The sequence below is a fragment of the Actinomadura macra NBRC 14102 genome (assembly GCF_001552215.1).
Taxonomy (GTDB): Bacteria; Actinomycetota; Actinomycetes; order Streptosporangiales; family Streptosporangiaceae; genus Spirillospora; species Spirillospora macra.
In genome coordinates this window covers 1-20,975 of the sequence record NZ_BCQT01000025.1, presented here as the reverse complement: position 1 = coordinate 20,975, position 20,975 = coordinate 1, and the positions used below count along the sequence as shown (strand labels likewise).

General features: G+C 70.9%; 19 protein-coding genes. 9 read left to right on the top strand and 10 right to left on the bottom strand.

Annotation, left to right across the window (positions count from 1 at the left end):
- Positions 1-10 precede the first annotated feature (10 nt).
- Complete coding sequence (locus AMA02S_RS34710) at positions 11-2,068, bottom strand: DUF6077 domain-containing protein (RefSeq protein WP_067467499.1); 2,058 nt, start codon at positions 2,066-2,068, stop codon at positions 11-13.
- Between the two features lie 325 nt (positions 2,069-2,393).
- Here AMA02S_RS34710 and AMA02S_RS34700 point away from each other — a divergent pair, with 325 nt between their 5' ends.
- Complete coding sequence (locus AMA02S_RS34700) at positions 2,394-2,864, top strand: hypothetical protein (RefSeq protein ID WP_067467492.1); 471 nt, start codon at positions 2,394-2,396, stop codon at positions 2,862-2,864.
- Between the two features lie 42 nt (positions 2,865-2,906).
- On the opposite strand, the gene AMA02S_RS34695 is transcribed toward AMA02S_RS34700, so the two are convergent.
- The 3 genes from AMA02S_RS34695 to AMA02S_RS34685 are packed head-to-tail and all read right to left on the bottom strand — an operon-like array spanning position 2,907 to position 5,745.
- The gene (locus tag AMA02S_RS34695; RefSeq protein WP_084265923.1) at positions 2,907-3,992 is read right to left on the bottom strand and encodes an ABC transporter substrate-binding protein; all 1,086 of its coding nucleotides are present in this window, start codon (positions 3,990-3,992) and stop codon (positions 2,907-2,909) included.
- An 18-nt stretch (positions 3,993-4,010) separates the two neighbouring features.
- Positions 4,011-4,931, bottom strand: a complete 921-nt coding sequence (locus AMA02S_RS34690; RefSeq protein ID WP_218005226.1) for an ABC transporter permease — start codon at positions 4,929-4,931, stop codon at positions 4,011-4,013.
- Entirely contained in the window at positions 4,921-5,745 is an 825-nt protein-coding gene (locus AMA02S_RS34685; RefSeq protein ID WP_067467489.1) for an ABC transporter ATP-binding protein, read from the bottom strand. The genes AMA02S_RS34690 and AMA02S_RS34685 overlap by 11 nt, the downstream gene beginning before the upstream one ends.
- 157 nt (positions 5,746-5,902) lie before the next feature.
- Between AMA02S_RS34685 and AMA02S_RS34680 the strand changes: the two genes are divergently transcribed.
- Positions 5,903-7,534 carry a sensor histidine kinase gene (locus AMA02S_RS34680; protein ID WP_157431032.1) on the top strand — a complete coding sequence of 544 codons (1,632 nt, stop codon included), beginning with the start codon at positions 5,903-5,905 and terminating at the stop codon, positions 7,532-7,534.
- The gene (locus AMA02S_RS34675) at positions 7,531-8,196 is read left to right on the top strand and encodes a response regulator (RefSeq protein WP_067467486.1); all 666 of its coding nucleotides are present in this window, start codon (positions 7,531-7,533) and stop codon (positions 8,194-8,196) included. The genes AMA02S_RS34680 and AMA02S_RS34675 overlap by 4 nt, the downstream gene beginning before the upstream one ends.
- Here AMA02S_RS34675 and AMA02S_RS34670 read toward each other — a convergent pair.
- The 5 genes from AMA02S_RS34670 to aceA form a co-directional block, all read right to left on the bottom strand.
- The gene (locus AMA02S_RS34670) at positions 8,145-9,143 is read right to left on the bottom strand and encodes an ABC transporter ATP-binding protein (RefSeq protein ID WP_067467675.1); all 999 of its coding nucleotides are present in this window, start codon (positions 9,141-9,143) and stop codon (positions 8,145-8,147) included. The two genes, AMA02S_RS34675 and AMA02S_RS34670, sit on opposite strands and share 52 nt — an antisense overlap.
- An 11-nt stretch (positions 9,144-9,154) precedes the next feature.
- A complete protein-coding gene (locus tag AMA02S_RS34665) occupies positions 9,155-9,982 on the bottom strand; it encodes an ABC transporter permease (RefSeq protein WP_067467483.1) in 828 nt (275 codons plus the stop codon).
- On the bottom strand, positions 9,975-10,763 hold the full coding sequence (locus tag AMA02S_RS34660; protein WP_067467481.1) for an ABC transporter permease: 789 nt from the start codon (positions 10,761-10,763) through the stop codon (positions 9,975-9,977). Before AMA02S_RS34660 ends, AMA02S_RS34665 begins: the two co-directional genes overlap by 8 nt.
- Positions 10,764-10,855: 92 nt before the next feature.
- Positions 10,856-12,316, bottom strand: coding sequence for a M1 family metallopeptidase (locus AMA02S_RS34655; protein ID WP_218005225.1), 1,461 nt, complete (start codon positions 12,314-12,316; stop codon positions 10,856-10,858).
- Positions 12,317-12,571: 255 nt separating this feature from the next.
- The gene (gene aceA / locus AMA02S_RS34650; protein WP_067467478.1) at positions 12,572-13,855 is read right to left on the bottom strand and encodes an isocitrate lyase; all 1,284 of its coding nucleotides are present in this window, start codon (positions 13,853-13,855) and stop codon (positions 12,572-12,574) included.
- A gap of 148 nt (positions 13,856-14,003) precedes the next feature.
- On the opposite strand from aceA, the gene AMA02S_RS34645 reads away from it, so the two are divergent.
- The 6 genes from AMA02S_RS34645 (at position 14,004) to AMA02S_RS34620 (ending at position 20,494) form a co-directional block, all read left to right on the top strand.
- Positions 14,004-15,440, top strand: a complete 1,437-nt coding sequence (locus AMA02S_RS34645; RefSeq protein ID WP_067467666.1) for a helix-turn-helix domain-containing protein — start codon at positions 14,004-14,006, stop codon at positions 15,438-15,440.
- Between the two features lie 136 nt (positions 15,441-15,576).
- Positions 15,577-16,560, top strand: coding sequence for a glucosyl-3-phosphoglycerate synthase (locus AMA02S_RS34640; RefSeq protein ID WP_067467475.1), 984 nt, complete (start codon positions 15,577-15,579; stop codon positions 16,558-16,560).
- Positions 16,561-16,689: 129 nt separating this feature from the next.
- Positions 16,690-17,919 (top strand): acyl-CoA dehydrogenase family protein, encoded by a 1,230-nt coding sequence (locus tag AMA02S_RS34635; RefSeq protein ID WP_067467472.1) that lies wholly within the window; start codon positions 16,690-16,692, stop codon positions 17,917-17,919.
- A 310-nt stretch (positions 17,920-18,229) separates the two neighbouring features.
- Positions 18,230-18,889: a hypothetical protein gene (locus AMA02S_RS34630; protein WP_157431031.1), complete on the top strand. Its 660-nt coding sequence runs from the start codon at positions 18,230-18,232 to the stop codon at positions 18,887-18,889.
- Between the two features lie 434 nt (positions 18,890-19,323).
- Positions 19,324-19,647: a hypothetical protein gene (locus AMA02S_RS34625; protein ID WP_157431030.1), complete on the top strand. Its 324-nt coding sequence runs from the start codon at positions 19,324-19,326 to the stop codon at positions 19,645-19,647.
- Between the two features lie 190 nt (positions 19,648-19,837).
- Positions 19,838-20,494 (top strand): TetR family transcriptional regulator, encoded by a 657-nt coding sequence (locus AMA02S_RS34620; protein WP_067467463.1) that lies wholly within the window; start codon positions 19,838-19,840, stop codon positions 20,492-20,494.
- Here the strand turns inward: AMA02S_RS34620 and AMA02S_RS43105 are convergent.
- A partial coding sequence (locus AMA02S_RS43105; protein WP_218005224.1) for a hypothetical protein occupies positions 20,479-20,975 on the bottom strand: 497 nt, incomplete at its 5' end. The genes AMA02S_RS34620 and AMA02S_RS43105 overlap by 16 nt on opposite strands.

Genomic DNA, 20,975 nt, shown 5'->3' with positions numbered 1-20,975 from the left:
GTCGAAACGGTTAGTTTCTGGACGGGAACGAGCAAACAAGCTTCCCGATGCGGCGATGGTCGCGGTATCCCGCGCGGGCCAGCAGGTTCTGGGTGCGCCTGTCGCGGGGCCACGTGCAGGCCACCTCGACACCGACACGCCGCAGTGCCTCGCGAAGACGGCGCGGTTCGGGTTTGGGGCTGTAGGGCGAGCGCACGGCGGTGCTCAGCAGCAGCCGGTCCTCGATGAACCGCGACGGCGCCGGAAGCATCGCCAGGTAGTGCGGGTTGGGGTTCACCGCGTGCACGTCCGCCGTCAGCATGGGAACCGCTCGCATGAAGGACGTCGGCATCAGCACCACGCCGCCCGGCCTCGCGGCCCGCACCACCTCGCGCGCCGTTCCGACCTGGTCGGCGGGCAACTTCCAGGAAGGGCGATCGGCGACGAACGAGCCGCTCGACGCCGACCACACCGGCATGCCGCCGATGATCAGGGCGGCGGCGAGCGCGGCGGCGGGCACCGCGGCGGCGGCGAGGCGTGCGGGAGCCGTCCGCCAGGCGTCCGGGACCGGTACGGCGGCGAACAGCCCGATCAGGGCGGGCGCGGGGACGATCCACATCGTCCGCCAGAGCACCTGCCCGGCGCCCGAGAGGTCCGCCGCCACCCTCAGCACGCCCGGCAGAACGGTGATCGTCACCAGCACGGCGATGCCCACGCCGATCAGCGCCGGGACGCCGCGGCGGGCCGTCCAGGGCGAGAGCCACAGCGCGCACCCCGCGAGCACCCCCAGCGTCGACTGGAGCAGGACCCACTGATACGTGACCGGTCCGTTGTGGACGGCGCCGCGCACGCTGGTGTCGGAGTGCAGCAGCATGACCGTCATCCCGGCGGCGATGGGGTAGGCCATCGTCGCGCACGCCGCCAGGCCGGTGCGCCACCGTCCGGCCGCCAGCAGCGGCACGACGGCGGCGCAGGCCGCCAGCGGGAAGACGAACGCCGCCGACGACGTCAGGCCGACCGCGGCGATACCGGCGGCGGCCAGCAGCGCGAGGTCCCCGCGCCTGCGCCGCTCGGCCCACCGCGTGAGGTAGACGTACAGGAGCGGGATCAGCGCCGACACCAACACGGCCTTGCCCTGCCACATCCGCAGCAGGTGGAACGAACCGAACGACGCCCGTCCCTCGCCCGCCCACAGCAGGTAGATGGCCGCCACGGCGAAGCAGGCCGCCGCCCTGCGCGGCGCCCACGCCCGCACCAGCCGCCACAGTGACCAGACCGCGAGGAACGTGACCACGGGCAGCACCGCGTACCACAGGAACGAGGCCGCGGGGACGTGCAGTACCCGCGCCAAAGCCCCGACCAGCACCTCGATTGACGAGACGGGCGGCTCACCGGCGATCGGGCCCGTCGTCCCGGCACTGAAGATGACGTCCTTGAGCGGGATACGGCCGGACGCGGCCGTGGCCACCGACCGGGAGACGAAGTAGGCGTCGTCCCCGTCGGTGTTGACGAGGAACAGCGAGGCCACCGCGAAGCCGACGCCGGTGAGGAGCGCGAGCGGTGTCCCCCACCGGATGTCGGGCCCTTCCCCGGTGTCTGCGCCGGCCCCGTCCCGGTCACCGGCGTCGTCCGGGTCCGACGCCCGTCCGAGGCGGAGCAGCAGCCAGGCGCCGGAGGCGGCGACACTGACGAGTCCCGCCGCCCAGACACACCACCAGGGCGCGCCGACCGGGTGCAGTCCCGCGCACGTCCCCGCCACCAGGCCCGCCGCGATGGCGACCATGGCCAGCGCGCGCGGCGGTTCCCCTTTGCTCCGCCTGAGAGGTTCGTGCCAGCCGAGGCCGGCGGCCCACCAGCGGCTCCGGCGCGCGTAGAGCAGCGCGACCGCGATGGCCGAAACCGGCCAGAACGCCAGCAGGGCCGAGGTGGGCGGCTCCAGGAGGAGCCCGAGATGGTAGATGACGGTCCACACAGCGAACAGCACCACGAGGCCGTCGGTGATCCCGTCCACGACCCGTGTCGCCGTTCGCGGCGCTCTCGTCCGGCCGCCGTCGGATGTGCCGATGGCCCGTTCCATCAACTCGATCACTGGTCCCCCGTGTGCGCGTGTGCGATCCCGGCCCTCTCCCTCTCATGTCTGCCGAAAGGGCCGAGGATGTTCACACAGGCGCGCCGCCGAATATTTATTGATCTTGAAAGGTTCGACGTCCGGCGCGGCGGGGGAGTTTACGGACCTCGGCAAAGTGACGATGCTCTCCCGGGGCCCGTACCCAAAGATCACTCCCCGATACCGCATGTTCACGATTTACTGCGATTTTTCGGATCAACATGTTCTGATGGAGCCGATACTGACGGCCCGGTACGGGAACCAGGTGCGCCCGGGGGCGGGCGCGTCCGATGGGATGTGATGCGCGGTGCGCCACGCGTTCGGCTTCGTCCTCGGTGTCCTGCTGACCCCCGCGCTCGTCTACGGCGCCGCCTGGGGTTACGTGCAGGCGGGCCAGTCCTTCGACGGGACCGGGCAGGAGATCACCGACCGCACCCGCATCTACGGGGCCTTCGCCCTGCTCGCCGCCGTGGGACTGGTCATGGGCGTGGTCATCGTCGCGCGGTGGGCGTCGCCGATGGTCTCGCTCGTCCCCGCGCTCGCGCTGCTCGCGGCGTCGGCCTACTTCCTCGTCGACCCTGGCCGCGTCCTGGACCTGCCAGCCAAGGTACCGCCCGCGGGGGACATGGACTCCGGCCTGCGCATGCTGCTCGGTTCCGGCGTCTACGGGATGATGGGCTTCGCCCTGCTGATGCCCGCCTGGGCGCCGCGCCGCTGGGGTCCGGACCACGACGACGACCCGGCCGAAGCGGAGTACTACTCCGCCGTCGAGCGGTGACGGACCGGCCCGCCAGGACCGGTCCGCCCACCACCCCGTCCGCTACTGCTTGGCCTGCGTGACGAACCGGGTGGTGTAGGTCTTGGACAGGTCGACGGTGTCCTTCTTGCCCTGGACGTTCGGCGAGAACTGCGCCAGCACCTCCAGGACGTTCTTCGCGCCCTCCGGCGGCATGACACCGTCGCCGTTGAACATGCTGATCGAGTCGCCGACGGCCTTCTCGTAGAGCTTGGGATCGCCGCCCGCGTAGTCGGCCGGCATCTTCGCGGCGATCTCGGCCGGCGTGTGCTGGTCGATCCAGCCCAGCGTCTTGACGAACGCGTTCGCGAGCTTCTGCACCGTCTCGGTGTGCGACCCCACGTACGAGCAGTCCATGTAGAGCGAACTCGAGGGGTACAGCCCGCCGAGCGCCTTGCGCGTGCCCGCCTCGGTGCGCATCTCGACCATGACCTTGGCCTTCCCGGTGCTGACGAGCTTGGCGATGGTCGGGTCGGTGGTCATGCCCGCGTCGATACCGCCGTTGGTCAGGGTGGCGATGAACGTGGCTCCCGCGCCCGCCTTGACCGTGGTGTAGTCGGACGTCTTCACGCCGTTGCGCACGGCCAGTGCCCGGGTGAGGAAGTCGGTGGACGAGCCGGGGCTGGTCACGCCGAGCTTCCTGCCCTTGAACGCCGCCGGGGAGGACAGCGGGCCCGCCTTGGACGCCGACACCATCTCGGCCTCACCGGGCACGTCGGCCATCTGCACGACGCTCTGCACGCACTTGCCCTTGGTCTGCAGGTCGATCGTGTGGTCGTAGAACCCGACGACGCCCTGCACGTCCCCCGAGATCAGGACGTTCTCGGCCTGTGCCCCGGCGGGCTCGGTGAGGAGTTGGACGTCGAGCCCCTGCTCCTTGAAGTAGCCGAGCCGCTCGGTGAGCTTGGCGGGCAGGTAGATGACCTTGTCGATGCCCCCGACCATGATCTTGACGGTGCCGCCGGACGCGTCGCCCGCGCCCCCGCCACGGGAGTCGCGGCAGGACGCCAGGGACAACGCGGCGGCGACGGCGAGGCCCGCCGCGGTGGTGGCGCGTGTGCGGCCGGCGCGCCGGCCGGTGCGGGCGCTGGTGCGCGAGGTGGTGCGCATGGTTCTCCTCCGGGACGGTCAGATCTGGACGTCGTGGCCGGACGCCGGGGGACGCCAGCGCAGCAGCCGGCCCTCCAGCAGGGTCAGCAGCCACTCGGCGAGCAGGGCCAGCACGGTGATGATGATCATGCCGGCGTAGATGCCGGCCGAGTCGAAGGTGCCCTGGGAGTGGTTGATGAGCAGCCCGAGACCCTTGTCGGCGCCGCTGTACTCGCCGACGATCGCGCCGATGATGGCGAAGCCGAACGCCGAGTGCAGGGACGCGAGGATCCACGAGGTGGCACTCGGCACCACGATCGTCCAGAGCACCTGGAGCCGTCCCGCGCCGAGGATCCGGGCGTTGTTGACCAGGTTCCGGTCCACCTCGCGGGCGCCCTGGAAGGCGTTGAAGAACACCGCGAAGAACACCAGCACGAACGCGGTCGCGATCTTGGACTGCATGCCGAGGCCGAACCAGATCACGAACAGCGACGCCAGGATGATGCGGGGGATCGCGTTGACCGCCTTGATGAACGGCGCGCACACGTCCGACAGGAAACGGCTGCGGCCGAGCAGGATGCCGAGCACGACGCCGCCGGCCGCACCGAGCGCGAAGCCCGCCGCCGCCTCCTGCAGCGTGTAGGAGATCTGCTCCCAGATCGAGCCCTGCGAGGTGCCGTCGGTGAACCAGTCGACGAGCCGCTCCCAGATCTTGGACGGCATCGAGTAGTAGAACGGATCGATCCAATGTCGGGCCGCGAGCTCCCACGAGCCAAGCCACGCCGCGACGAGCAGGACCCGCACGCCGTTGATGCCGAGTACCCGGCGCAGCCCGGCGGCGCGCATCCGCGCGACCGCCGCCCGCTCGCCGTCCCCCGGTGCCGCCGGGGAGGGCACGGGGGAGGGCACGATCTCCCGGACCATCGCGCCCGCCTCGGTCGCCTCGGTGTCAGGCCGCATGGCCGCTGCCCCTCTCCCGCGTGATCTGGACCTCTTCGCGCAGCGACTCCCAGACCTCCCGGTAGATGTCCAGGAACTCCGCCGTCAGGCGGACCTCCTCGGCGTCGCGGGGCCGCTCCAGTGGGACCTCGAAGATCCCCTTGACGGTGGCGGGGCCCGCCGTCATGACCACGACCCGGTCCGCGAGGACGAGGGCCTCCTCCAGGTCGTGGGTGACGAACACGACCGCCGCCCCCGATCCCGACCACAGCCGCAGCAACTCGTCCTGCATGAGGCCGCGCGTCTGGACGTCCAGGGCCGAGAACGGCTCGTCCATCAGCAGGATGGACGGCTCGTTCACCAGTGTCTGCGCAAGGGCGGCGCGTTTGCGCATGCCGCCGGACAGCTGGTGCGGGTAGTAGCCCTCGAAGCCGGCAAGGCCGACCCGCTCCACCCAGTCGCGGGCGCGTTCACGGGCCTCGCGCCTGGACGCGCCCCGATAGCGAGGGCCGGCCGCGACATTGCCGAGGACGGTCCGCCACGGCAGGACGGCGTCGTTCTGGAACATGTAGCCGACGCCCTCGGGGATGCCGTCCACCGGTCGCCCGTGGACGAGGGTACGGCCCTCCGACGCCGGCTCCAGGCCGGACACGAGCGAGAGCGTGGTCGACTTCCCGCAGCCGGTGGGGCCGACCACGGCCACGAACTCGCCGGCCCCCACGGACATGTGCAGGTCCCTGACGGCGGTGTGCACGCCCCCGCCCGCCGACCTGAAACGCTTGGTGGCCCCGTCCAGCTCGATGACGGAGCCCAGGGTGGTTGCTCGCTTGGGCATGCCGTGACCGTACGAACGCGGCCGGGGCACCGGAACCCTTGCCCGCGATGTGCTCGCAAGCCGCGAATCCCCACGTTGAGCGCGTTCCCGCCACTTGTGCTCGTTCTGCTCACACAGGGCTGGGCGGCCGGGCGTTCATCGATTACGGTGACACCCCATGTCGGTCCGCCCGCGCATCTCCTTCGCAAGGCAGGTCCTGATCCTCCAAGTCGCCGTGGTCGTCATCGTCGCCTGCGTCGGCTACGGGCTCACCGGCTGGATGCTGGACGGGGAACTGCGCGACCAGTACGGCCAGCGCGCGCTCACGGTGGCGCGCAGCGTGTCCGTCGACCCCGAGATCGCCGCCGCCGTCGCCGCCGGCGACCCCGGGCACCTGGTGCAGGCACGGGCCGAGCGCGTCCGCGTCCGCACCGGGGCTTTGTTCGTCGTGGTCACCGACAACCGCGGCATCCGCTTCTCCCACCCGACGCCCGGGCAGGTGGGCCGCCGGGTGAGCACCGACCCGTCGCAGGCGCTCGCCGGGCACGAGGTCGTCCGGGTCGAGCGCGGGACGCTCGGCCTGTCGGCGCGCGGCAAGGTGCCGCTGTACGGGCCGGGCGGGAGGATTCTCGGCGAGGTCAGCGTCGGGTTCGACGCCCGCGCGATCGACCGTGAGCTCGGCCACGTGCTGCGCGACATGTCGCTGTTCGTCGCGGCGGCCGTGCTGCTCGGCGTGCTCGCCTCCGCCGCCATCGGCCGCCGGCTCAAACGCCAGACGCTTGGCCTTGAGCCGTACGAGCTGGTCGAACTGGTGCACGAGCGGGAGGCGGTGCTGCACGGCGTCGGCGAGGGGGTGGTCGCGATCGACCCGGACGGCAGGGTCGCCGTCTGCAACGTGGAGGCGTCCCGGCTGCTCGGCACCACCCCCGAGCACGGCGCGCCCGCCGCGGGCCTCGCCGCCGGCGGAACGCTCCGGGAGGTGCTGACCGGGCGGCACGAGGCGGCCAACCTGTTCGTCACGGCGGGGGAGCGGGTCCTTGTGGTCAACCGGCGGGAGGTGCGGCGCGACGGCCGTGACCTCGGTGCGGTCATCACGCTGCGCGACCGCACCGATCTGGAGACCCTCGCCCGGGAACTGGACTCCGTCCGGACGCTGTTCGACGCGCTGCGGGCGCAGCGGCACGAGTACGCCAACCGGCTGCACACCCTGTCCGGGCTGCTGCACCTCGGGCACTGCGAGGAGGCCGCCGACTACATCGGGACCCTGATGGCCGACTCGGGCGGGCTCGCCCCCGCGCCCGAGAACCTGCCCGATCCGCTGCCCGACCCCTACCTGCAGGCATTCCTGTCGGCCAAGGCCGCCGTCGCGGCCGAGAAGGGCGTCCGGCTGGAGATCGGAGCGGGCAGCTACGTGCCAGGCCGCGTCGCCGACGCGCTGGATGTGACCACCGTCGTCGGCAACCTCGTCGACAACGCCGTCGAGGCCGCGCGGCTCGGCGAGCGTCGCCCCGCGCGCGTCGAGGTCGAGCTGCTCGGCGACGGCCGGGACCTGCACGTGACCGTCAGCGACTCGGGCGACGGGCTGCCTCCCGGACTTCTCGAAGCCGTCTTCGACGACGGCGTCTCCACCCGCGAGGCGGTGGCCGGACGGCCGCGCGGGCTCGGTCTCGGGCTCGCCCGGCGCACCGCCCGCGCCCGGCACGGCGAGGTGAGCTTCGCGGACCCCGACGGGCGGGACGCGCAGGACGGATGGGGGGCGGTGGCGATCGCCAGGCTGCCCGGGGTGCTCGGAGCGGAGGCGGTGCAATGATCGGCGTGCTCGTGGTGGACGACGACTTCCGGGTGGCGCAGGTCCACGCCGGATTCGTGGACGCACTACCCGGCTTCCGCGTCGCCGGGCTCGCGCACAGCGCCGAGCAGGCCCGGTCCATGGCCGCGGAGCTCGGTCCCGACCTCGTCCTGCTGGACGTCTACCTCCCGGACGCCTCCGGCCTGAGCCTGCTGCCCGAATTGGACGCCGACGTCATCATGGCGACGGCCGCGGCGGACGCCACCGTCGTCCGGAAGGCGCTGCGGCACGGCGCGCTGCACTACCTGATCAAACCGTTCACCGCCGCCGCGCTGGGGGAGCGCCTCGCCGCCTACGCCCGCTGCCGCGGGGCCCTGGACGCCGGCGGAGACCTCTCCCAGGCCGACCTGGACGATGCGCTCCGCGCGCTGTACGCGCCGCTGCACACCGAGCCGCCCGCGCCCAAGGGACGGTCCCCGGTGACGACGCGGCTGATCGCCGACGCGCTGCGCGAGGCCGGGGCGCCGCGCTCGGCCGCCGAGATCGCCGACCAGGTCGGGATCTCCCGCGCCACGGCGCAGCGCTACCTCGCGGGGCTGGCGCAGGCGGGACGGGTGGAGGTGACGCTGCGCTACGGCGCCACCGGACGACCCGAGCACGAGTACGCGTGGTCGCCCCGGTAGAGCCCGGCGAGCACCTCCTCGATCCCGGCCTCCCGCAGCGCGATGTCGCGGACCTCGTGCCGCCGCGCCAGCGCCGCGACGACCTCCGCGGCGTTCGCCGGGCGCGGCAGCCGCAGCCACTGCCGCGGTCCCTCGACCCGCTCGGCCTCGATCCGGCCGGCTCCGGCGGTGTCCAGACTGATCGGCGGGCCGGGCCGGGCCAGCTCGACGACCAGCACCCGGTCGGCGTCCACGGTCCGGCGCAGCTCGTCCAGCCCGCCGTCATAGGCCAGCCGGCCATGATCAATGATCATGACGCGACGGCAGAGCCGCTCGATGTCGCCGAGATCGTGCGTGGTCAGCAGGATCGTGGTTCCCCGCTCGGAGTTGATACGTTCCAGGAAATCGCGCACGGTCGCCTTGCTCACCACGTCCAACCCGATCGTCGGCTCGTCCAGGACGAGCAGTTCCGGGTCGTGCAACAGCGCGGCGGCCAGGTCCCCGCGCATCCGCTGCCCCAGGCTGAGCTGCCGTACCGGCGTGTCCAGGAACGGCTCCAACTCCAGCAGCGCTGTGAGCTCGGCGAGCCGCGCCCGATGCGCGGACCCCTCCACCCGGTAGAGCCGCCGGACGAGAGAGAGGCTGTCGCGCAGCGGCAGGTCCCACCAGAGGGTCGTGCGCTGGCCGAACACGACACCGAGCCGGCGCGCGAGCGAGGTGCGCCGCCGCGACGGGTCCAGCCCGCACACCCGCAGCGTTCCCGACGACGCCGTGAGAATGCCGGTCAGCATCTTGATCGTCGTGGACTTGCCCGCGCCGTTCGGGCCGAGGTAGCCGACGAACTCGCCGGGCTCGACCGCGAACGACACCCCGTCGACCGCGCGGAGCGTCGTCCGCGCCCGCCGCCGCAGGCCCCTGGTCCGCGTCCGGACGGTGAACGACTTGACGGCGTCCTCGACCTCGATCATCGGCACGGCCCTCAGCTTCCTGTCGATCGGTAGTGCCGCAGCCCCGCCCGCCAGGCGACCGCCGCCACCGCGCACACGGCGACGGCGACCGCCGGGGACGCGAAACGCACCGCCTCGGGCAGCCCGAGCGGGTCGGGGCGGTCCAGGACGTACAGCGCGGGCTGCCAGTTGACGAACGCCAGCGGCACGACGAACGTCACGCCCCGGACGAAGTCGCGGGCGAACATGGTCATCGGATACTGGGTGAGGAACCCGCCTCCGTAGGTGAGCGACTTGGTGGCGCCGTGGCTCTCGACGAGCACGAACTGCACCGCGCCCCCGAGCACCCACAGCCCCGCGAAGATCGCCGTCCCGGACAGCACCATCAGCGGGACGAGCGCCGCCCGGCCCGGCGTCCACGGCACCTCCAGCCGCGCCAGCGCGAGCACCAGGATGGCCACCGCCGGGACGAGCCTGCCGAAGCGGCGCGGCGAGAACTCCTCGGTGGCGACCTGGATCAGCGGGCTCACCGGCCGGACCAGCATGGCGTCGATCGTCCCCTCCCGTACGTGCTGGCCGAGCCGTTCGGTGGTGCTGAACAGGATGTCGGAGATCGCGAACGACAGCGCGGACGTGCCGTACAGGAACAGGACCTCGTACGCGTCGAACCCGGCGATGCGCGGGGCGCGCGTGAACAGCAGCGCGATCGCGGCCGCGTCCAGCCCGCTGACGACGGCCGTCGCGAGACCGAGCAGGATCATCGACACCGGGTACTGCGCGGCGGCGCGGGTCCACGTCCAGGCCAGCAGCCCGTAGGAGCGCAGGGCGCTCGCCGCGGCCGCACCCACCGGCTCAGCCACCGTGGATCACCAGCTTCCGCCGCGCCGCCCGGGTCAGCAGGTGTCCCGCGGCGAGCAGCGCCACCGCCCACGCGGCCTGGAACGTCAGGGCTCCGAGCAGGTCAGTCCCGCTGTACTGGCCGAGGAACACGTCGGCGGGCACCTGGAGTTGCGCGGCCCACGGCAGCGCCCGCGCGACCTCCCCCAGCCGCCCGGGGAAGACGACCAGCGGCAGGATCATCCCGGAGAAGAACAGCGACATCACCAGCGTGATGGCGTTGAGCCCGCGGTCGTCGTGCAGCCAGAACATGCCGAGCGCCACCAGATAGCGCATCCCGAAGCTCACCAGCGCGGCGAGCAGCATGGCCACCGCGAACGCCGCGAGCCCGGCCGGACCCGGCCAGTGGAACGGGAACGCCAGCGCCCCCGCCAGCAGCGGCGGACCACCGCGCAGCACCAGCGACCCCGTCGTGCGGCCGAGGTCGTCCGCCAGCCACCAGCCCTGCAGACCGACCGGGCGGTGCAGGTCGATGGCGACGTCGCCGGTGCGGATCCGCTGCGCGAGGTCCATCCCGCCGAAGATCTGGATCGGTCCGATCAGGGCCTGCGTCACGAAGCAGTACGTGACCGCATCGGTCACGTCATACCCCCCGAGGGAGGGTCGCTCATGCCAGAGGGCGATCAGCACATACGCGCGCATGAAGCCGAAAGCTGTGTTGGTCAGCGCCTCGGCGAGCGAGCCGACCGGGTATGCGGTGTGCCGGCGGAACCCGTAATACCAGACCCACGGTAGAACCCCCACTTGCCGAGACCCTAGATCGAGCGGCACGCCGGGACCATGTAATTTCGCACAGACCGCCGTGCCTGCACGGCGGTCTGTGCTAACGGAAACGGTTAGCCCTGGGGAAGGGCGGGCTTGGTCGGCGAGTAGATCCACTCCTTGAAGAACGGGGTCAGGTCCTGCCCGGACACCTTCTCGGCCAGGGCGGTGAACTGCTCGGTGGTGGCGTTGCCGTGGCGGTGCTGGGCGACCCACGTCCGCAGGAGGGTGAAGAACTTCTCGTCACCGATCTTCTCCCGGAGGAGCTGCAGGGCTATGCCGCCGCCGCTGTAGACCCGCGCGTTGAACATGGTGTCGCGCTGCGGGTCGGCGGTCACGACCGACCAGAACGGGCGTCCCGCCGGGTCGGGGAAGGGACGCGAGTTGTAGGTGGCGATGGCCGCGTCGTGGACGGTGGCACCGCCGTGCTTCTCGGCCCAGTACCACGCGGCCCAGGTGGCGAAGCTCTCGTTCAGCCAGATGTCCTTCCAGCGCTGCGGAGAGACGCTGTCACCGAACCACTGGTGCGCCAGCTCGTGCGCGATGGTCCCGGTGTTGCGGACGGCCGAGTACACCGGCTTGCCCTGGGTCTCCAGAGAGAAGCCGAGCGGCTCGCCGTTGAACCGGGCGTCATCGGCGATGGCGCCCGTGGTGTTGAACGGGTAGGGGCCGAAGGTCTTGGCCCACAGGTCCGTCGCCTCGCTGGTGTTGCTGAAGAAGAAGTTCACCGCGTCCGGCTGGGTGGCGACCAGCTCGGGGTCGACGGCGGTGTAGTTGCGCAGCCCGCCGGGCGTCCGGCCCTCCCTGATCTCCCACTTGCCGATGTCGATGGTCGTGAGGTAGCTCGCCATCGGGCTGTCCTCGCGCCACTTGAAGACGCTGGCGTTGGTCGCCGCGCGGCGGCGGCTGAAGGAGGTGAGGGTGTTCTGCGTGTCGGTCAGCAGGCCGTTCGCGACCGCTCGCAGCCCCTTCGGCACCGCGATCGTGTAGTCGTAGGTGGCCTTGTCGCTCGGATGGTCGTTGACCGGGAACCAGGTGGAGGCGCCGTTGGGCTCGCCGCCGACGAACGCGCCGTCGGGCGTGTGCAGGAACCCGTACGGGGAGCCGAACACGATCGGGGAGCCCACGATCGTCTGCGGCACGCCGCCGTAGGTGATGACCGCCGTGAAGGACTTGCCCTTGCGCAGTCCCTTGCCCGGCGTGATGACCAGCTCCTGGCCGCGCCGCTTGTAGGTGGCGTTCTTCCCGTCGACCTTGACCCGCTCGACGTCCATGCCGGACAGGTCCAGGTCGAAGCTCGACAGGTTCTGCGTGGCCGTGGCGGTGAGGGTCACGGTGCCGTCGAGCTGGTCGTAGTCGGGGTCGTACTGCAGGTTCAGCGAGTAGTGACGGGCGTCGTACCCGCCGTTGCCCTCCAGGGGGAAATACGCGTCGCCGACGCCGGGGGCGCCCGGAGTGAACCGGACGTCGGCGGAGGCGGCGGTGGCCGGCGCGAGCGTGACGACGCTCACGGCGGCGACGGCGAGCGGCAACATTCGCCCGGGGGTCGCCCGGGGTCTCATGAACCGGGGGTGGCGCAGCGCCATCGGAGGATCCTCTCCCTTGAGTGATCACTAGCGTGCCTAATTTGCCCGGGTTGTTAACAGAAGTCGAGGGGGCAGCCGAAAGTGGCCGCAGGTGGGAACGAGCCAGAAGGCCCCCGCGGGTGTAGGGACGCGGGGGCCTTCGGTCTTGGGGGAGGGGCCGGCTCGGTGGATCAGCGCTGCTTGATCAGGGGACCTGCCCTTGGATCAGTGGAACTGGCCCTCCTCGGTGGAGCCCTTCAGCGCCGTCGTGGAGGATTCAGGGGAGATCGCGGTGCTCACCAGGTCGAAGTAGCCGGTGCCGGCCTCGCGCTGGTGCTTGACCGCGGTGAAGCCCTTCTGGGCCGCCGCGAACTCGCGCTCCTGCAACTCGACGTAGGCGGTCATGCCCTCGCGGGCATAGCCGTGGGCCAGGTCGAACATGCCGTAGTTGAGCGCGTGGAAGCCGGCCAGGGTGATGAACTGGAACTTGAAGCCCATGTGACCCAGCTCGCGCTGGAACTTGGCGATGGTCGCGTCGTCCAGGTGCGCCTTCCAGTTGAACGACGGCGAGCAGTTGTAGGCGAGCATCTGATCCGGGTAGACGGCCTTGACGGCTTCCGCGAACCTGCGGGCCTGCTCCAGGTCCGGGGTGCCGGTCTCCATCCAGATGAGGTCGGAGTAGGGCGCGTACGCCTTGGCGCGGGCGATGCAGGGCTCGATGCCGTTGCGGACGCGGTAGAAGCCCTCGGCGGTGCGCTCGCCGGTGAGGAACTCGCGGTCGCGCTCGTCCACGTCCGTCGTGATCAGTGTCGCGGCCTCGGCGTCGGTCCGCGCGATGATCAGTGACGGCACGTTGGAGACGTCCGCGGCGAGGCGGGCGGTGTTCAGCGTCTTGATGTGCTGCGAGGTCGGGATCAGCACCTTGCCGCCGAGGTGGCCGCACTTCTTCTCCGAGGCGAGCTGGTCCTCCCAGTGCACGCCCGCGGCGCCGGCGGCGATCATGCCCTTCATCAGCTCGAAGGCGTTCAGCACGCCGCCGAAGCCCGCCTCGGCGTCGGCCACGATCGGCGCGAGGAAGTGCGTGCCGCCCTCGCCCTCGGCCCACTGGACCTGGTCGGCGCGCAGCAGCGCGTTGTTGATGCGCCGCACGACCGCCGGGACCGAGTTCGCCGGGTAGATGCTCTGGTCGGGGTAGGTCTGGCCCGCCAGGTTGGCGTCCGCCGCGACCTGCCAGCCGGACAGGTAGATGGCCTTGAGCCCGGCCTTCACCTGCTGGACGGCCTGAAGTCCGGTCAGCGCGCCGAGCGAGTGGACGTAGTCCTCCTCGTGCAGCAGCGTCCACAGGCGCTCCGCGCCGAGGCGCGCGAGGGTGTGCTCCTCCTGGACCGAGCCCCGGATCCGCACGGCGTCCTCGGCCGTGAAGGTCCGCTCGATGCCCTTCCACCGAGGATCGGTGTCCCACTGACGCTGCAGCTCATCGGCTGCGCCCTTGAGGCGACTGTCGCTCATCTTCTGCCCTTCCGTGTCGTCCCCTGGGTGCTTGCGTCGACTATGCCCAGATCGCGTGCCGCTGATGAACGCACCGGTAGCAGAAGAACTGCGAAATTTCCGCTATCATGAAGCGGTGACGACCTTGCGGCCAGAAGAACCCCTCAACTTGACGAGTGATGTAGATCTCGTCACCTTCGGGCAGCGGCTTCGCCATCTGCGGCGCGGTCGCGGCATGACGCTGTCGGACCTCGGTGAGCGCGTCGGCCGTGCCCCGTCGCAGCTCTCCCTTCTGGAGAACGGCCGGCGCGAGCCCAAGCTGTCGCTGCTGCAGGCCCTCGCCGCCGCGCTGGAGTGCCCGGTGGAGGAACTGCTGCGCCGCCAGCCGCCGAGCCGCCGAGCGCAGCTGGAGATCGCGCTGGAGGAGGCGCAGCGCGACCCGCTGTACCGCACGCTCGGGCTGTCGCACCTCAAGGTCGGCAAGCGGATGCCGAACGAGGTGATCGAGCACATCCTCGCCCTGTACGGGGAGCTGAAGCGCAGCCGCACCAAGCCCACCGCGAGCCCGGAGGAGGCGCGCAAGGCCAACGCCGAGCTGCGGCGTCAGATGCACGAACGCGGCAACCACTTCGCCGGGATCGAGCGCATCGCGGCGCAGACGCTCGACGCGGTCGGCTACCGGCGCGGCGCGGTGTCGCAGGGGCTCCTGATGACGCTGGTCGGCCACTTCGGTTTCAGCCTGCAGTACGTACAGGACCTGCCGCGCTCCGTCCGGTCCGTCACCGACCTGCGCAACCGGCGGATCTACCTGGAGCGCGAGCAGCTCGGGATGCACACGCCCCGGACGATCCTGCTGCAGACCCTCGGCCACATCGCGCTGGACCACGACCAGCCCCGCGACTTCGCCGACTTCCTGCGCCAGCGCGTCGAGGCGAACTACTTCGGCGCCGCGATCCTGATGCCCGAGCGCAGCGTCGTCCCGTTCCTGCAGGAGGCCAAGACCGCGCGGGACCTGTCGGTGGAGGACCTCGCCGACGTCTTCTCGGTCTCCTACGAGATGGCCGCGCACCGGTTCACCAACGTCGCGACCCACCACCTCGACCTTCAGCTGCACTTCACCAAGAACGACGAGAACGGCACGATCTACAAGGCGTACGCCAACGACGGGCTCGCCTTCCCGCAGGACGAGGACGGCGCGATCGAGGGCCAGCGGATGTGCCGCGCGTGGGCCGGGCGGCACGTCTTCACCGCCGAGGACCGCTTTTCCGTCTACTACCAGTACACCGACACCCCGAACGGCACGTACTGGTGCCTCTCGCACGTCGACCCGAGCCACGAGCGCGACTTCGCGATCACGCTCGGGGTCCGGTTCGAGGACTCGCGCTGGTTCCGCGGCCGGGAGACGACTCGGCGGGTCAAGTCGGCCTGCCCGGACGGCGACTGCTGCCAGCGCCCGCCCAAGGCGCTGTCCGACCGCTGGGAGGGGATGGCCTGGCCGTCCGCCCGCGCCCATTCGCACGTCCTGTCCGTCCTGCCACCCGGGGCGTTCCCCGGCGTGGACGACGCCGACGTCTACGAGTTCCTGGACAAGCACGCCGCCGAATGACCGGCATGTTGTGGCGCTGTTAACTCTCTGGGATGGCTGATCCTTATCGCGCCAAGGGTGAATGATCTGGGGGGATCTGGCGTTTCCTGGTAAGAGGACGCTCGGTCGGGGACGGTCCGCAGGGGAAGGAGAGCGCGTGCTGCCTGAGGTCGCTTCGTGGTTGCGTCGCCGTACGAGCGCGGCGGGCGACTGGCCGCCGCGCGCCCTGCTGGCCGCGAAGGGGGCCGCGAGGATCAGCGTCGTGCTCCCCGCACGCGACGAGGAGGCGACGGTGGGCGCCATCGTGGCGTCCATCCGCACCGACCTCGTCGAGCGGATCCCGCTGGTGGACGAGATCGTCGTGGTCGACTCCCGCTCCACCGACCGGACCGCCGACGTGGCCGCGGCCGCCGGGGCGGAGGTGGTCGCCCAGGACGCCGTCCTGCCCGAGCACGGGCGGATGTCGGGCAAGGGCGAGGCGCTGTGGAAGTCGCTGGCCGCGACGTGCGGTGACCTCGTGGTGTTCGTGGACGCGGACCTGCGCGGGTTCACCTCGTCCTATGTCACGGGGTTGCTCGGGCCGCTGCTCGCCGATCCCTCCATCGGCTACGTGAAGGGATGCTACGACCGTCCGCTGGTCGAGGGCGGGCGGCGCGTGGAGGGCGGCGGTGGCCGGGTGACCGAGCTGGTCGCGCGCCCGCTGATCAACCTGCACTGGCCGCTGCTCGCCGGCGTGATGCAGCCGCTCGGAGGGGAGTACGCGGGGCGCCGCGCGCTGCTGGAGCGCCTGCCGTTCGTGACCGGCTACGGCGTGGAGCTCGGCCTGCTGCTGGACGTCTTCCAGGACTCCGGACTCGACGCCATCGCCCAGGTCGACCTCGGCCGCCGCGTCCACTCGCACCAGTCCACCGAGGCGCTCGGGGAGATGTCCGGCCAGATCATGCTCACCGCCTGGTCTCGGCTGGAGCGGCACGGACGGATGGTCCCGCTCGGCGCGCCGGCCACGGCCCTCACCCAGTTCCGCCGCGCCCCGGACGGGCACGACGCGCGCACCAGCGACGTCGCGGTGGGCGAGCGCCCGCCGATGATCGAGGTGCCCGGGTACGCCGCCGCGCGGTCGTTCACGTCCGGCCGCGGCTGACCAGCCGCCCCTCGCCCGCAGTGACTCCAGCACCGCGCCCGCTGTGACTCCGGCCACGGTGTCACGCGCGGCGGCACCCCGCGCTGCTACCGTTGGTAACAGTCGTATTGGAAAGAGGGTCAATTGGTCATGACGAGCGCGGAGCCGGCGCCGTTCTCGCTGGAGCCCAGCGAGGACGTGCACGAGGTCCGGGAGTGGGTCCACGAGTTCGCCCGGGACGTCATCCGTCCCGCGGCGCAGGAGTGGGACGAGCGGGAGGAGACCCCCTGGCCGCTGATCCAGGAGGCGTCCAAGGTCGGCCTCTACTCCCTCGACTTCTTCGCCACCCAGTGGCTGGAGCCGACCGGCCTCGGCATCCCGGTCGCCTTCGAAGAACTGTTCTGGGGCGACGCCGGCATCGCCCTGTCGATCGTGGGCACCGGCCTCGCCGCCGCGTCCGTGGCCGCGGTCGGCACGCCCGAGCAGATCAGCGAGTGGGTGCCGCAGATGTTCGGATCCGCCGACGACGTCAAGCTCGGCGCGTTCTGCGCCTCCGAGCCCGACGCGGGCAGCGATGTGGGCTCGATCCGGGCCCGCGCGGTCTTCGACGAGGCCAAGGACGAGTGGGTGCTGAACGGCACCAAGACCTGGGCGACCAACGGCGGCATCGCCGACGTGCACGTCGTCGTGGCCTCCGTCCACCCCGACCTCGGTAGCCGGGGCCAGGCCAGCTTCATCGTGCCGCCGAACACCCCCGGGCTGACGCAGGGCCAGAAGTTCAAGAAGCACGGCATCCGCGCCTCGCACACCGCCGAAGTGATCCTGGAGGACGTGCGGGTGCCGTCCCGCCTGGTCGTCGGCGGCAAGGAGAGGTTCGACGAGCGCATCGCGCGGGCGCGCGAGGGCAAGAGCTCCAAGGGCCAGGCCGCGATGAAGACGTTCGAGACGACGCGGCCGTCCGTCGGCGCGATGGCCCTCGGCATCGGCCGCGCCGCCTACGACTACGCCCTGGGATACGCGCGGGAGCGCGAGCAGTTCGGCAGGAAGATCGGCGACTTCCAGGCCATCGCGTTCAAGCTGGCCGACATGAAGTGCCGGCTGGACGCCGCGCGGCTGATGGTGTGGCGGGCCGCGTGGATGGCGCGCACCGGCAAGGACTTCGACAATGCTGAGGGCTCGATGGCCAAGCTGATGGCCAGCGAGATGGCGGTGTACGTCACCGAGGAGGCCATCCAGATCCTCGGCGGTAACGGCTATACCCGCGAGTATCCGGTGGAGCGGATGCACCGTGACTCCAAGATCTTCACGATCTTCGAGGGGACCAGCGAGATCCAGCGGCTGGTCATCGGCCGTACCGTCACGGGGTTGCCCGTCCGGTAGTGGCGGACCTGCACGAACAATCAGCTGCTCAACGACTCTCACCGGACAGCGACGCGCCCTCGCCAACGCCCCGGTCGTGATCCTACGAAAGCGGCGGATCGTTAACGCCGACGCTCACACGGCCGTGGCTAACGGCGATTTCCGTTCCAGTCCAGCATCAACCCCGCTTCTGGGTGGCGATCAGTGCTGCTGATGGGCTCGGCTCGGGTTGGGGATTTCCGTGACTTCGCATCCGAACCACAATGCAGGTCACAGGTCACGACCCCGCCTTTCTGGAGGGCGTGATCTTCGGTCGATCGATGGAGGAGCCGTGACTGAGGACATCGCACATCGGATGGCGCAGAATCCGGCGTTTCAGCAGGTGGTGGCGGCCGCGATGGAGCTGTTCTCCGGCCAGGCGGCCGTCGTCAAGGACCTGGACGATGAGCGGCGCCGTGGGTACGTGGACAAGGCCAACGCGCTGCGCGCGGATGCTCGCAGGAACAGCGAGGCGAACCGCGAGGCGCAGTTCGGAGATCTCGGCGCGCTGGCCGGAATCACGCAGGCCGAGGCCCGGGCGTTGACGCTGCGCGTGCGGGATGCGGCCCAACAGTTCGTCACCGCGTTCCCTGAGCTGCGTTCCATGAACGAGCGAACGCAGATCGACACGCTGACCGACGCTGTCAAGCGTGATCCCGTGCTGATCAGTGCGGTGGAGCGTCTATTGTCCGCCGGATCTGCCGGCGCGGGAGAGGAATCGCCCCAGACCTGTCAGGCGATCTGCCTGGCCCTGCTCATCACGTTCATGGCAGCAGCCACAGCCATGTTCATCGTCGGCTTGGCCGGCTGCGTCTGGCTCGGCTGGATACCGCCCCTCATGGTGTTGTGCATGCTCGGCGCCATCGCGGCTTATCTGGCGTTCATGGCACTCGTGTGGAACATCTACAACGGCTGCGCCGCCGGCTGTGAGCAAGGCGACGACGCGCGCTGATCCGCGACCGTCGCACGGCGCGACGGCGTGCCCCGGAGCCTGACGACCGGGGAGAGGCCCGTGCGGACCCGCGTTCACGACAGATCCGGGGCGAAGGTGAGCCGCGCCGAGTCGTTTGAGTTCGGGCACCACCGATGCCGAGCGGCGTCCGGGGCGGGGCTGGCCCAGTAGGAGGCAACGAGCTGCCCGCAGTGGCGTTGGCGTCCGTGTCGCGGCCTCGCCCGGCTCGTCGGGTTCATCCAGGACCTTGCCTGGCGGTTGTCCGTAACAGGCCAGGCGGGCCGGACGCCGGCAGGAACCGGCCAGGAGGTTCGGGCGCGGCGCGTGTCGGCTCGGTGCCCAGTGTGTGGCCGGACGTGGTGGGTCGGGCTGCAGAAGCAATCGGATGCCACCTCTTGTAGGAAACATCCCATCCGCTCGGCGTTGGGCGACGAATGCCGGTTGTCGAGGAAGTCGATCCGATGCGAAGTTGGGTACTCATGCGGAAATCTCTCGTCCGTCAGTCTCTCCCTCTATTCCTGCTGCTGGGGGTGCTGCTGGCCGCCGCGCTCATGCTGGCCGCCAGGCATTCCCCGGCGACCAAGGAAGTCGCCGACCCCGTGCAGAACGGCTTCATCAAGCCGGACTTCATGCAGGCCGGCCCCAGTCAGAACGGCTTGGCTAAGCCTATGGCCAGCCCGTACAACACCCCTCTCACCGTTCCCTACGTAGTCGTCGCCGGATCCAAGCTCCCCCAAAGCGGACCCATCGTCTGGTAGCCGCGCTGAGCTTGCCTTTCAAGTGCGCCACGAGCGCAGAAGGTGAGGTTGTTGTGAGCGAGACCCAGCGGCTGGTCATCGGCCGCACCGTCATGGGATTGCCCGTCCGTTAGCCGGGGCGGGGACACGGCCGATAGGCCACCGCTGCGGTCTTGTCACCGGGTAACACCCCCAAGATAGGTTCTGGATCATGATGACCGACGCGGAGGCGGGGGCGGGATCGCGGCGCGATCCCGCCCGGCGCCGCGCCCTGCTGGAGGCCGCCGACCGGGTCATCCAGCGGGAGGGGCCAGGTACGTCGATGGCCGCCATCGCCGCGGAGGCGGGGATCAGCAAGCCGATCCTGTACCGGCATTTCGGCGACAAGAGCGGGCTGTACCAGGCGTTGGCCGAACGGCACACGCGCAAGCTGATCGAGGGTATTAGGGCCGAGTTCTCCCAGGACGTCCCGATCCGCTCGCGCACCCGCTCCACGATCGACACCTACCTGGCGACGATCTCGGCGAACCCTCACCTCTATCGCTTCCTCATGCATCGGGCCAGCGCGGAGGACGCCGCCACACGCAGCGCGATGAGCACGATGATCCGCGGGGTGAGCCGAGAACTGGCGGAGGTGATGATCGCCGAGGGTGAGCTGACCGACCGGACCCGCGCCTATGTGTGGGGCCACGCGATCGTCGGCATGGTGCAGACCGCCGGCGACTGGTGGCTCGACCACGACGGCGAGGTCCCGAGGGCGGCCGTGGTGGACGGCCTGGCCGACCTCATCCTCGGCGGACTGCCGGCGGCCGCGTCCGGTATCCCCGTCGCACCTCCGGGTCCTGAGGACTCCTACGGTCCCGCCTGACCGCCCATCGGCAGCACGCTCTGGGCGACCCGCTGCGCCCGCGTCTCGTTGGCGCCTGGCCCCCTCAGGGACACAAAGCCCCATGCCCCGGGCCTCCACTCCCAGGCCAGCTCCACCGCCCCGGCCCGCAGCACCGGCGTGGCGAGCACGTACGCGCGGTGCCCGTGGACGTCCGGCGCGGGCCGTCCCGCCGGGGTACGCCCGCCGCTTCCAGGCGGTAGCGCTCCGGCCGGATACATCTCCACGACCCCATCCGCGCGCAGCGCCCCGCCGGGGTGTTCCACCCGCAGCATGATGCGCTGGACGTCACGTCCGGGCCGGTAGGACTCCGGTGCGAACCCGCCCGCCGATCCCACGGTGAAGGCGCGCCGCTGCGGATCGAAGTACCCGGCCGGTGCGGCGGGCCGGGGCTCCGGCGCCCCGCCGGAACGCCCGGCCAGGGCCGCCGCCACGACGACGGCGGCCACCGCGACGGCGGTGG

Excerpts from the sequence above, each read along its gene's own strand:
- AMA02S_RS34695 (WP_084265923.1), bottom strand. The coding sequence starts at position 3,992 with ATGCGCACCACCTCGCGCACCAGCGCCCGCACCGGCCGGCGCGCCGGC.
- AMA02S_RS34690 (WP_218005226.1), bottom strand. The coding sequence starts at position 4,931 with ATGCGGCCTGACACCGAGGCGACCGAGGCGGGCGCGATGGTCCGGGAG.
- AMA02S_RS34685 (WP_067467489.1), bottom strand. The coding sequence starts at position 5,745 with ATGCCCAAGCGAGCAACCACCCTGGGCTCCGTCATCGAGCTGGACGGG.
- AMA02S_RS34680 (WP_157431032.1), top strand. The coding sequence starts at position 5,903 with ATGTCGGTCCGCCCGCGCATCTCCTTCGCAAGGCAGGTCCTGATCCTC.
- AMA02S_RS34675 (WP_067467486.1), top strand. The coding sequence starts at position 7,531 with ATGATCGGCGTGCTCGTGGTGGACGACGACTTCCGGGTGGCGCAGGTC.
- AMA02S_RS34670 (WP_067467675.1), bottom strand. The coding sequence starts at position 9,143 with ATGATCGAGGTCGAGGACGCCGTCAAGTCGTTCACCGTCCGGACGCGG.
- AMA02S_RS34655 (WP_218005225.1), bottom strand. The coding sequence starts at position 12,316 with ATGTTGCCGCTCGCCGTCGCCGCCGTGAGCGTCGTCACGCTCGCGCCG.
- aceA (WP_067467478.1), bottom strand. The coding sequence starts at position 13,855 with ATGAGCGACAGTCGCCTCAAGGGCGCAGCCGATGAGCTGCAGCGTCAG.
- AMA02S_RS34635 (WP_067467472.1), top strand. The coding sequence starts at position 16,690 with ATGACGAGCGCGGAGCCGGCGCCGTTCTCGCTGGAGCCCAGCGAGGAC.
- AMA02S_RS34625 (WP_157431030.1), top strand. The coding sequence starts at position 19,324 with ATGCCGGTTGTCGAGGAAGTCGATCCGATGCGAAGTTGGGTACTCATG.
- AMA02S_RS34620 (WP_067467463.1), top strand. The coding sequence starts at position 19,838 with ATGATGACCGACGCGGAGGCGGGGGCGGGATCGCGGCGCGATCCCGCC.